Source organism: Spirulina subsalsa FACHB-351 (genome assembly GCF_026130165.1).
Lineage (GTDB): Bacteria > Cyanobacteriota > Cyanobacteriia > Cyanobacteriales > Spirulinaceae > Spirulina_A > Spirulina_A subsalsa_A.
Window position 1 is genome coordinate 1 of the sequence record NZ_JAIHOM010000060.1, and the last position, 12,026, is coordinate 12,026.

Genomic DNA, 12,026 nt, shown 5'->3' on the forward strand with positions numbered 1-12,026 from the left:
TGCTCCCCTGCTCCCCTGCTCCCCTGCTCCCCTGCTCCCTATGCCCGTTGGGAGAACTTCGACCACCAAATTTTAATTGTATGATCTGCACTAGAACTGACAATGGTTCGACCCTCGGGATTAAAACCCACCGAAAGAACCGAATCTTCATGACCCTCCAAAGTGTCCAATAACTGCCCCGTCCGACTATTCCAGACCCGAATCGTCCGATCTAAACTGCCACTGACGAGGCGCTTTTCATCCTCACTCCAGGCCACCGCACAAACCTGATTATCATGACCTCGGAGGACTTGCTGCACTTGAGCGCGATCGCACCCCCACACCCGCAACAGATCATCCGAGTCTCCCGTCACAAAATAACGCCCCGTCGGACTAAATGCCACCGCCAAACTTTTAAACTCCTGACGCACAGCCCGCAATAAACGACCACTGGTCATGTAGCGTAACTTAACAATCTTTTCATGCCCGACCGTCGCCACCATTTGCCCATCGGGATTAATATCAACCCCCGTCACCACATTAGAATAGGCATCAATATGATACAACTCCCGACCGGATTGAAGATGCCAAACGCGCACCGTTTGGTCGGCCCCCCCACTCACTAAACGCTTGCCATCGGGATGAAACGCCAGCGATAACACCGTATCCCGGTGTCCCTTCCTCAGCCACCGTCCAAACACCTGCACCTCTCGCCCTGTATGTACATCCCAGAGGCGAATCGTCGTATCTTCTCCCCCACTGGCGATATACCGCCCATCGGGACTGACGGCCACACAATACACTCGACCACAACGACTGTCAATCCGGCGTAATTGTCGCCCAGTGCTTAACTGCCACAGACGCAAGGTTTCATCAAAACTGCCACTGACAAAAGTATAACCATCTGGACTGAAGGCGATCGCACTCACCACATCATCATGAACACGCAAGGTCCCCGCACAGACCCAACGGTTTTGTTGAGGAGTTGGTGCAACAGAATTTCCCGGATTCCCAACAGCAGAATAGGCGGAAGATTGACCCGTTTTTTCCCGCAACTCCGCCACCTTGCGCAAATCCGCGTTCGCCTCCTGATCTCGCCCCAAAATAGAGTAGACAAAACCCCGATATTTATAGGCCTCGATATAATCCAAATCCAGAAAAATCGCTTGGGTAAAATCGACTAAAGCCTCTCGATACTGCTCATGTTTAGCTTTTTCTACCCCCTGTTGATAGTAAAGACGAGAGAGGGCTAAATTCTGCTGTTTTTGTTCCTGCGCTGAAGGGAAAGGAGGCACAGAAGTTGCTGATTTCGTCTTGAGATGTTCGTAGGCCTCATTAATCCGTTTAATCTGTTCTTCTGCCTGTTGTTGCCGTTCGGGAAAACCTACAAACTGGTCAGGATGCCACTGTTTAACTAATTTCCGATAAGCACGTTTCACCTCTGCGGGTGATGCCCCAATGGATAACTCTAAAATCTCATAGTAAATGTGCAGATTAGTCATTGAATACCCCTCCACCTGTTTTAAGGTAGACCGAATTATTCAGCAAGCCCTAGGAATGGGGTTCTCCAAACATCACTAGAGAACAGGTTAATTCCTTAACCACCCGTGTCGCCACATTGCTGACCGTTAAGCCCCCCGCCGTGCGACGACGGAATGACCGTAAAACCACCATATCAAAGGATTGTGCCATGCGTAGAATCACATCAGCCGGATCCTCATCAATCACCGTCTGAATGTCAAAGCCAACCGTTGGCCCCGCTTGAGATAGAATCTCAGACAGTTGCTGTTCAAACTGTTGGATTTGTTCTGGATCGGGGCCTTGAGTTAAACTGAATCCTTCTTGTACAAAGATATGCAGCAATGTCACAGACGCTTGATTGGCATTGGCAAACAGTTGAGCAAAACGGATAGTTTGAATGGTCAGAGGGGTGATACTCTTCACCGGAACCAGGATTTTTTGCATATTACTCGGTTCCGTCAGGAGACGCATGGCGGCTACGGGACAATGGGAAGACCAAAACACTTGATCTAACACTGTGCCGAATAATCTGGCTCGAATCCCCTGATTTTGACTCCACCCCATCACCACTAAACTGGCGTTGACTTCCCGGGCTGTGCGGGTAATACCTTGGGCCACATCATCGTCAATGCGCAATTGGGGGTAAGCTGTCACCCCCAAAACTTGAGCCGTATTGGCGGCTTGATTCAGCATTTTCTGAGCTTTTTGGATGCTCACTTGTAACTGGGGATCATCCATGTGAACATGAGCGAGGGCGATGGAGAGAGGGACTAAATTCCCCGACTCATGACCCGCCAAAAATGCTCCCATTTCCATTAAATATTTTTCTGTCAGGGGGTTATAAACGGGAACGATAATGGTAAAGACATCTGAGGAGATAGCTGTGGTAGGATTAGCTGCTCCTAAGCCCCAATCTGAGAGACTTTCGGGGACTAAACTGGGTTGGGGGGGGCGAATTTTGGGGGCGAATTGGGCTGTGAGAATGGGGCCTAATAGAGATGTCACCAACATCAGGACAATCACGCTATTGAGGACATTTTCAGTGATTAGGCGATCGCCCGCTCCATTTATGGCCTGATAGGCCGCTAGCGCAGCCGCTAAGGTCGCTGCCACCTGTGGCATAGAGAGGGACCACATGGTAAAGAGTTCCGCCTTGTTGTAGCGGTATCTTAATTTGATCAGGAAAGCCGCTAAAAATTTACTAGCTAATAGTGCTACAACAATACTCGCCGTTAAGGCAAAACCTGACGTTAAAGTAGACACAAAAGCCGGAACATTAATTAATAACCCCATCCCCACAAAGAAAAAGGGAATAAACAGCGTACTGCCCAAAAATTCCACTTTCTCCTTAACCGGGCCACGTCCCACCACATCATTCACCGCTAACCCCGCTAAAAATGCCCCCACAATTTGCTCAACATTGACCAATTCTGCCCCCACACTCGCCAGAAATACCGCACTTAACACAAAAAGAAACTGATTCCCTTCTGCGTCTCCCGTGCGGCGAAAATACTCTTTCCCTAACCAATCAAATCCGAATAAGACAAAAGCCGCATAAAGGGCTAAGTTAACCAGTTGTAAAATTAAGGTTTCCGCCGAAAAATCTCCCCCGTGAATGGAAACACAAATAGCCAAAACTAACAAAGCAGAAATATCCGTGAAAATAGTCGCGCCAATGGTAATCGTAACGGCCTCATTTCTCACCACCCCCAAACGGTCTACAATGGGATAACCGAGTAGGGTATGGGAAGCTAATAATGAGCCGATTAATACCGATCCATTCCAGCCAAAACCAAAGGCTCTCCCCACAGTCATTCCTAACAGTAAAGGAATTAAAAAAGTGGCTAATCCAAAACTTAACGAACGGTTTCTTTTTTTACGAAAATCATTTAGATCAATTTCTAAGCCAGCCACAAACATTAAGTAAATTTTGCCAATATCTGACAGTAACTTAATGGTTTCATCACTAGGATTAAGAACTTGTAAGCCATTTTGTCCTAATAAAACTCCCGCCACTAATAACCCCACTAATCCCGGCAAGCGAATCCGTTCAAAAATGGGAGGAATGAGTAATACGACTAATATAAGGATGGTAAAAGAAACTAAGGGGGTGTCAGGAATTAAACTAAAAATGGATTCCATTGGATTCAAATAGAAGCGGGGGATCTATAGTGTTCCCATTTGAGTTTTGTAATCCACAAGGGAAAGCAAAGGGAACAGGGAACAGTATACAAGGGTTACAAGGAGCTTGAAGTATTATGAGAAACTTCTCCGAGAGTTTATCAATGATTTGGAAACGCTATATACAATAACTTAACATCAGTAACCGTGATTTTTAGGGATTTGTTAGGCATCGCTATCACTGCACCCAACCGAGAGATCGCCCTCTTTTTTGATTGTATCTCACCTGAGCATACAATCAATTAGGCTTCTTGTTTCAAAACTAACAGGGTGATATCATCAAAAATCTGCTGTTTACCAATATGTCGCCGCACATCCTCTATGACAGCTTCTTTAATTTCATGAGCCGAAGCTTGCCAATGTTGGGATATTATAGCACAAAGTTGGTCAAGTCCGTATTGCTTTTTATTAATATCTTTAGCTTCCGTAATGCCGTCGGTGTATAACACAATACTATCCCCCGGTTCTAATTCAACAATGGTATGCTCGATAAAATCGGCAATATCATCATCTAAGCCTAATGGTAAGCCTAACTCTGTGGTGTCGATGCGTTCAATTTCTCCCCCTTGTCGAATGACTAGGGTTTCTTCATGTTGACCACTAATACTGACAGTTCTTTGACTATAATTCAATAAAACAAGGGTGAGATTTTTGTCCGACTGCATTCGTTGTAAGTTCTTGTAAAGAGTCCGATTCAAGATATCTAAAAACCGGACATGATCCTGTTCTTGTATTTCTTTTAATGTGCGGACAGCCGTTTGAGTCATTAACATTAAAATCCCACTTTCTAAGCCATGTCCAGTCACATCTCCCATGCTCACTGTGACTACGCCATCAGTTTCTAGGACATCATAATAATCCCCACCTACTTCATCGGCTGGCTCCATAAATCCGGCAATATCTAACCCTTTAATTTCTAATTCTTCCGGTCGAGGTAAAATCATCCGTTGCATCTGTTGTAACAGATCCAACTCAGCCACCATGCGCAGATTTTCACGTTTTAATTTTTCATTCAGTAGGCTAATTTCGGCGTTAGCTTCTACGAGATCCGCCGTGCGTTCTTCTACTTTCTTTTCTAGGGTATTAAAAGCTGTTTCCAACTGTGCAGCCATAGTATTAAAGGCTTTTGCCAGGATAGCTAACTCCAAAATACGCCGAGGCCGAATGGATTGTTTCAGTTTTCCGGCTGCCATTTGTGCTGAAGCGGCGGTGATTTCTTCAATGGGTTGACTAATGCGACGAGTGGTGAGAAACCCGACAAGTAATGCTAAGAAAAAGGTGAGAATACAGAGTAAAATAGTGTTCCGATTGCTGGCGTGAATATCCTCCATAAAATCGGCTTCGGGGATAACAACGACAACTAACCAATCTAAACCGAGTTTATCTTGCCAGGGGGTGACAGAAACAAAGGCGGGTTCTTGGCTGAGTTGGAGGAGGAAGTGCTGGGGAGTTTGGATGTCGGCGAAGTCTCCGAGGCGATCGCGTAATTTCCTCGCCGTATCTCCCATCAGGACATCTGGACTCTCCAAAATACTCAGCCGTTGGACTTCCCCCTCTACTTCCTTATAAGCCGCTTCTGGACTGGAACTTCCTACAATCATCCCATCCCGTTCAATAATAAAAATACGACTAGAAGGACTGACTTTCAATTCCCCCAAAAAGTCGCTAATTTGGGACAGAATAAAATCGACCCCCACCACCCCGATTAGCTCTTGATCGTCATTATAAACTGGATAACTGGCAGCAATGGAAATAATCTCCGGTCGATCCTCCCAAGTATAAATAGAACTCCACAAAGGCCCTTCTGCCAGCACAACGCTTTGATACCATTCATCCTCCTGAAAGGGGTATTCTTCAGTCGCCAAAAGCTCACCGGGATTTCCCTTCTCATCCAGTCCATAGCGCCGAAAAATAAACTCATTGGCTTCCGTCATTTGTTCAGTATAAAGTGAGCCATCATCCTCTCGACCCACCCCAATAAATAATCCTGCTTCGTTGCCGAAATTGATATAACTCAAATTATCAAAAACCTTCATTTGCCGCCAAAAAAAGCGGGTAGTAATCTCAATATCCTCTGGGTTCAAAATCCCTAAGTCAATGGCCTGCAAGTTCATCTCATTGACTTGTCGCGGGATAGCTAAATAACTACTTAACTGATCACTCACCCGATCGCTAGCTTGGGTACTGAGTTCCGTCGCCAATTCTGTCACCGCTTTTTGTCCATTGCGGAAGGAAAGATAGCCTACAAGTCCCACGGTGGTGACAATTTGTAAGACAAAGGGGACAATCAACGTTGTCCGCAGGCGGAAGGTAGTCCGGTTGAGAAAGGTCATGATATAAGGGAGAACAGTAATCTTTAGGTTGCTTGTATATACAGATGCACAGTCTTCCTGACAGCAATTTGACTACTCCCACCGTTAAGCTCCTCTCGTCGCTATCACGGGGGATTCTTTGTTCACCGAGGTGACTTGCTTAGACAGGATTTCTCCTGAAAAAGTAGAGGTATCCTCTCCCAAAGCGTTTAGGCTATCTTGTAGCCAAGTTCCCGAATGCCCTGTACGTGCGGCGTTTTCATCTCTGTCTAACTGACACCCACAAGCACAAACATGGGTTCTTGTGGACAGGGATTTTTTGACGTTTTCCCCACAATTAGAACAGTTTTGGCTAGTCAATTGAGGGGGTACAGCAATAGTTACTTTGCCGTGCTTTTTCCCTAGATACTCCAGCCAAAGACGGAATTGATACCAGGCAACATCGTTACACTTTAACATTCGTTTAACAGGGGTCTTCACCCCGACATTCAAGATAACCCGATGTTTTATGATTTTTATGAATATTTTCCCGATCTCTCCGATTATTCGCCTAACTCTACTCACATTCTATGTGGCGCTGACCCTTCCCCTGCCTTTCCTAGCACAAGTCACCCAGGCCCCAGTTTCCCCGCTTTTGCTCTGGGTGGGTTTAGGTTTGGGTTTCGTGGTGGTTTATGCTTTGTTGAGTGAACGGGTGATGGTGGATGAGGGGCAAATCCAAGTGACTTATCCCCGTTGGGTGCGGGGGGTGTTGCGTCGGGGGTGGACGTTGCGCTGGTCGGAGATTAAAGACTTGAAAATGCGCACCACAGGACAAGGGGGACTGGTGTATTATTTCATTACCCATAGTCAAGAAAAGGCCTATTTATTACCGATGCGGGTGTTGGGATTTGCGCGTTTGGTGGGTATCGTGCAGGAAAAAACGGGGATTGATACCCAAGATATACGACCTTTAGCTCAACCGTGGATGTATTTGATACTCTTGGGTTGTGCGGTGTTGTTGTTGGTGATGGATGGTGTCACGATTCTTACAGCTTTGGGTTAGCGCTCTGTAGGTTGGGTGAAGCGCCAGCGAAACCCAACAAAACAATTGAGAATTACCGATTACTGTAACCCCTATGTCCTCCTTTCTCTTCGACCGTGAAATGATGCGGCGCTGTCTACAACTGGCGCGGAAAGCCCTCGGGAAAACCGCCCCTAATCCCCTCGTCGGCTGTGTTATTACCCAAGGGGGGAAAATTGTTGGGCAAGGGTTTCACCCCAAGGCTGGAGAACCCCATGCTGAAGTGTTTGCCCTGCGCGCTGCCGGAGAGCAGGCCCGGGGTGCTACCCTCTACGTTAACTTAGAACCCTGCAACCACCAAGGACGCACCCCCCCCTGTACCCAGGCCATCCTACAAGGGGGAATCCGTAAAGTGGTGGTGGGGATGATTGACCCGGACCCTCGGGTTTCTGGGACAGGGGTGGAAACCCTCCAACAAGCTGGTCTAGAGGTGGTTGTCGGGGTAGAAGAAGCCGCCTGTCGGCAACTGAATGAGGCGTTTATTCACCGCGTCCTCTATCAGCGCCCCTTGGGGATTCTCAAATATGCTATGACCCTAGACGGGAAAATTGCCACTACTACTGGACATAGTGCTTGGGTAACGGGGGAAAAAGCCCGCCATCTTGTCCACCAACAGCGTGCTATTGCCGACGCGGTGATTGTGGGGGGTAACACGGTGCGCCAAGATAATCCCCACCTGACCAGTCACGGTGTTTCTGAGCGTAACCCTTTACGGGTGATTGTTAGCCCGAGTTTTAATCTGCCCCCGGTTGCCCACCTCTGGGACACGGAAAAAGCCCCCACCTTAATCTTTACTCAAGAGGGTTCTAATTTGCCTTTACAAGCTCAATTAAGCCAAAAAGGGGTAGAAATTGAGGTTTTTGACCAACTGACCCTAGAAGCGGTGATCGAGTCGCTGTATGAGCGGGGATTATCCCAAATCTTTTGGGAATGTGGGGGAGTTTTGGCGGCGCAAGCGATTCAAGCTAAGGCGGTGCAGAAGGTGATGGCTTTCATTGCCCCTAAAATTATTGGGGGTAGCGGCGCTCCCTCTCCGGTGGGGGATTTAGGGTTCACCCAAATGACGGAGGCACTCCCCCTAAAAGAGGTGGTTATTACGTCCCTTGATGGGGATTTATTGGTTGAGGGCTATCTTGAAGGATAGGTGTCGGATGTCAACGTAATGGCCACCATGAGACTTTATCCCGGGTGGCACTATAGACCTCTTTCAAACCTTCTGGGTCGATAACTTGGACTAAATCCCCTGATGCGTCATGGCCTTTAGCTGTTTGGAGTAGACCAATTTGCTGCATTCCTTTGATGACTTGCTCGACGGTGCGCTGATTCAGTTGACAAGCACGAGCAATCACATCTACGGGGAGATCAAAACTATACACCTGCTGGGAGTTGGGTTGATTGCCTAATTCTCGCTCTTGATAAATTAGGGCGCGGAGGAGGGCGGCGACGGCTTGGGGGGGGTAACTGCTACAGTTGAGGAGATGGTACTGGAACTTGGTGCGCAGTTCAAATAATAAACGGTAGCGATCGCGAAATTCCCCATTTTTCTCATAAAGACGCTGCACAACATCCAGAGGAATCTTGATCACTTCCGTTGTTTTATAGGCCTCCACCTGACTGGGGAATGCCCGGTGTGCCGTGCCGTAACTAAAGGGTAAACTCCTCATGCCAAAACAGCCCCCCGGATAGGTAATTGCAATAATCCGGTCAAGGGGGGTGCTACGGGTGATTACTAGACCCTCATTGAGAATCACATACAAAACATCTAGAAATTCATCGGGCAGGTAAGCCGTAAACACTGGACGGTTAGAAAACAGTTTCTCTACCTTTAAGCTCTCTGGTGGCAGGTCATTCGCCAACTCAGTGGGAGCGAACCCCCGGAAGAGAAAATTCTGTTGGATCAGAAGTTCTAATAAATTCGGTTCTAAAACCTTGGCGCGTTTTGCCATCCCTATTACATCCCTTAGTCTCGCTTCCATGATGGCATAAAGGCTCATCGTTTCTTTTTCTCCTTAGATTTGTTTTTGAGTTGTATTGCAATACAAACACAAATCGAGTAAAGTCAGAATATGATTTAACAGAACTTGTCCTGTAATGTCCTTGTCTGCTATCAATCGGAGTTAAACCAGAACAATGAATCAGCCTAAACGCTTTATCAGTTGGCTATTTGCGGGAATTTTTGCCAGTTTTGCGATCGCCGCCTGCACCACACCACAAGGCGACACATCCGGAACTGCACAACTCACCCTTGTCTCCTATGCCGTCACCCAGAGAGCCTATGAGAACATCATTCCTAAATTCGCCCAAGAGTGGGAAGCCAAAACCGGACAGAGAGTCGAATTTAACCAAAGTTACGCCGGCTCCGGGTCCCAAACTCGCGCCGTTATTGACGGATTAGAAGCCGATATCGTCGCCCTTGCCTTAGCCTTAGATACCCAACGCATTGAAGAAGCAGGACTCATTGAACCGGGCTGGGAAGACGAACTCCCTAACGGTTCAATTGTCCATAAATCCGTTGCCGCGTTAGTCAAACGAGACGAAAATATTAACGTTGAAAAATGGTCTGATCTCGCTAGAGATGACATTCAAGTAGTCACCGCCAACCCCAAAACCTCCGGGGGTGCAAGATGGAATTTTCTCGCCCTCTGGGGAGCCGTTACCCAAGCCGGAGGAAGTGAGGCAGAAGCCTTAGAATTTGTCGAAGCCGTCTTTAAAAATGTCCCAGTCTTGCCCAAAGATGCCCGGGAATCTACCGATGTTTTCTATCACCAAGGTCAAGGGAATATCTTGATTAACTATGAAAATGAGGTCATTTTAGCCGCACAACAAGGGGATGTAAAACCCTATGTTATCCCCACGGATTACAACATTTCCATTGATAATCCTGTGACCCTTGTAGATGTCAATGTCGATAAGCACGGCACAAGAGAAGTCGCCCAGGCATTTGTTGAATTCCTATTTACTCCAGATGCACAACGGGAATTTGCTAAGGTTGGATTTCGTCCTGTCGATGAAACCGTAGCCTCAGAATTTGCCGTTCAATATCCCCAAGTTGATAACCTTTTTACTGTGACAGATTTAGGAGGTTGGGATGCCATTCAAGCCAAGTTTTTTGACGATGGTGCTGTTTTTGATCAAGTATTAGCCAAGGTTGGAAAATCCTAAGTTAAATCTCGCGATTTATAAATCTTAAGTCATAGTGCATCCATTGCGGGCTTACTCCGAGAACAAGAACCAGACGGTTGGTAAACCTAATTATCCAGACTCTAAACCTCTCGCCAACTGAGTAAACTAAAAAACAGAGCCAATGAATTCCTTTTTGTCAAGTTCTTTTAATAACAATTTGAAACATATTTCTATTCCCAAGTTGCCCATTTCTATTCCTTGGTTTGTCACCCTAGGATATTTGGTTTTAATGTTACTGCTTCCCATTGCAGCACTGATCACAAAATCCCTGACCTTGGGTGTTGATGAATTTTGGCGCATTGCTACCCAGCCCCTTTCTTTATCAGCCTATAGCGTGACCTTTATCACCGCCTTAGCCGCAGGATTAATTAATGGGGTCATGGGAACTTTAGTCGCTTGGGTGTTAGTTCGTTATGAATTTCCCGGTCGAAAAATTATCGATGCGGCCATTGATTTACCCTTTGCTTTACCTACCTCTGTAGCAGGTTTAGTTTTAGCGACTGTGTATAGTGAACGGGGATGGATTGGTCAACTTTTCGCTCCCTTTGGTATCCGAATTTCCTTCACTCGGGTGGGGGTATTTATCGCCATGTTATTTATTTCCCTGCCCTTTATTGTGCGCACCCTACAACCTGTTTTACAGGAAATGGAAAAGGAAATTGAGGAGGCCGCTTGGTCTTTAGGTGCGTCCTCTTGGCAAACCTTTAGCCGGGTTTTATTGCCCCCCTTAATTCCTCCTATTTTAACGGGAATAGCGTTGGGATTTTCTCGCGCTGTGGGGGAATATGGCTCAGTTGTGATTATTGCCTCAAATATCCCGTTTCGGGATTTAATTGCTCCAGTTTTAGTCTTTCAACGTCTGGAACAATACGATTATGCTGGGGCAACGGTTATCGGAACGGTTTTATTAATGGCCTCACTGGTGCTGTTATTAGTGATTAATTTCTTACAACAATGGGGTCGTCGTTATGCCATCAAGTAATCAATTGAATCGGAGAACAAAATGGCTCTTAATTGGGGTCGCTGTGGGGTATTTAGCTTTGATTTTGTTTATTCCGGCAACCACTCTAGTTTATGAAGCCTTTCACCGAGGATTTATGCCTTTTTGGGAAGCGGTGAATACTCGATTTTTTCAAGCGGCTGTTTCTTTAACCTTAATTACGGCCCTGATTTGTGTCCCTATTAACACCATTTTTGGACTTTGTGCTGCTTGGGTGATTGCGCGCAATCAATTTAGAGGTCGGGCGTTATTAATGAGCATTATTGATCTGCCCTTTTCTGTCTCTCCTGTGGTAGCCGGGTTAATGTTAATTCTGCTCTATGGTCGGATTGGTTGGTTTGGTCCGTTGTTAGAAAGTGCAGGAATTCGGGTCATTTTTGCTCTGCCGGGGATTGTGTTGGCTACCCTCTTTGTTACCCTGCCTTTTGTCGCCCGAGAAGTGATTCCGGTGTTGGAAGAAATGGGGTCAGACCAAGAGGAAGCAGCGCGCACATTAGGAGCAAAAGATTGGCAAATTTTCTGGCGTGTTACTTTGCCTAATATCCGTTGGGGTTTGCTCTATGGGGTGTTGTTAACGAATGCCCGAGCAATGGGTGAATTTGGCGCGGTGGCGGTGGTTTCTGGGAGCATTATTGGGAGGACTTCAACCTTGCCGATTTTTGTTGAACAGGTTTACAAAAACTATCAAACCCAAGGGGCTTTTAGTGCGGCGGTAGTTTTGGGATTACTGGCGGCTGTAACGCTGGTGGTGAAAGATATTTTAGAAAAAAGAACTCACACAATTTAG

Annotated in this window: 9 protein-coding genes and 1 pseudogene; 5 read left to right on the forward strand and 5 right to left on the reverse strand. The window is 46.6% G+C overall.

Features of this window, described 5'->3' with window-relative positions; genetic code table 11:
* Positions 1-38: 38 nt before the first annotated feature.
* From K4A83_RS13045 to K4A83_RS13060, 4 genes and pseudogenes are all read right to left on the reverse strand, one after another.
* Entirely contained in the window at positions 39-1,481 is a 1,443-nt protein-coding gene (locus K4A83_RS13045) for a WD40 domain-containing protein (RefSeq protein WP_265265017.1), read from the reverse strand.
* A 49-nt stretch (positions 1,482-1,530) separates the two neighbouring features.
* On the reverse strand, positions 1,531-3,642 hold the full coding sequence (locus tag K4A83_RS13050) for a cation:proton antiporter domain-containing protein (protein WP_265265018.1): 2,112 nt from the start codon (positions 3,640-3,642) through the stop codon (positions 1,531-1,533).
* 281 nt (positions 3,643-3,923) lie between these two features.
* Positions 3,924-6,014, reverse strand: coding sequence for a SpoIIE family protein phosphatase (locus K4A83_RS13055; RefSeq protein WP_265265019.1), 2,091 nt, complete (start codon positions 6,012-6,014; stop codon positions 3,924-3,926).
* Positions 6,015-6,098: 84 nt separating this feature from the next.
* Positions 6,099-6,440 (reverse strand): annotated as a pseudogene (locus K4A83_RS13060) (zinc ribbon domain-containing protein); the annotation flags it as partial.
* A gap of 70 nt (positions 6,441-6,510) precedes the next feature.
* On the opposite strand from K4A83_RS13060, the gene K4A83_RS13065 reads away from it, so the two are divergent.
* Positions 6,511-7,038 (forward strand): hypothetical protein, encoded by a 528-nt coding sequence (locus K4A83_RS13065; RefSeq protein ID WP_265265021.1) that lies wholly within the window; start codon positions 6,511-6,513, stop codon positions 7,036-7,038.
* 73 nt (positions 7,039-7,111) lie between these two features.
* Positions 7,112-8,200 (forward strand): bifunctional diaminohydroxyphosphoribosylaminopyrimidine deaminase/5-amino-6-(5-phosphoribosylamino)uracil reductase RibD, encoded by a 1,089-nt coding sequence (ribD, locus tag K4A83_RS13070; RefSeq protein WP_265265022.1) that lies wholly within the window; start codon positions 7,112-7,114, stop codon positions 8,198-8,200.
* 10 nt (positions 8,201-8,210) lie between these two features.
* On the opposite strand, the gene K4A83_RS13075 is transcribed toward ribD, so the two are convergent.
* Positions 8,211-9,002: a Crp/Fnr family transcriptional regulator gene (locus K4A83_RS13075; RefSeq protein WP_407810025.1), complete on the reverse strand. Its 792-nt coding sequence runs from the start codon at positions 9,000-9,002 to the stop codon at positions 8,211-8,213.
* A gap of 184 nt (positions 9,003-9,186) precedes the next feature.
* Between K4A83_RS13075 and K4A83_RS13080 the strand changes: the two genes are divergently transcribed.
* From K4A83_RS13080 to cysW, 3 genes are all read left to right on the forward strand, one after another.
* Positions 9,187-10,218 (forward strand): sulfate ABC transporter substrate-binding protein, encoded by a 1,032-nt coding sequence (locus K4A83_RS13080; protein ID WP_265265025.1) that lies wholly within the window; start codon positions 9,187-9,189, stop codon positions 10,216-10,218.
* 142 nt (positions 10,219-10,360) lie between these two features.
* The gene (cysT, locus tag K4A83_RS13085) at positions 10,361-11,221 is read left to right on the forward strand and encodes a sulfate ABC transporter permease subunit CysT (protein ID WP_407810024.1); all 861 of its coding nucleotides are present in this window, start codon (positions 10,361-10,363) and stop codon (positions 11,219-11,221) included.
* Positions 11,208-12,026 (forward strand): sulfate ABC transporter permease subunit CysW, encoded by an 819-nt coding sequence (cysW, locus tag K4A83_RS13090; RefSeq protein ID WP_265265027.1) that lies wholly within the window; start codon positions 11,208-11,210, stop codon positions 12,024-12,026. The genes cysT and cysW overlap by 14 nt, the downstream gene beginning before the upstream one ends.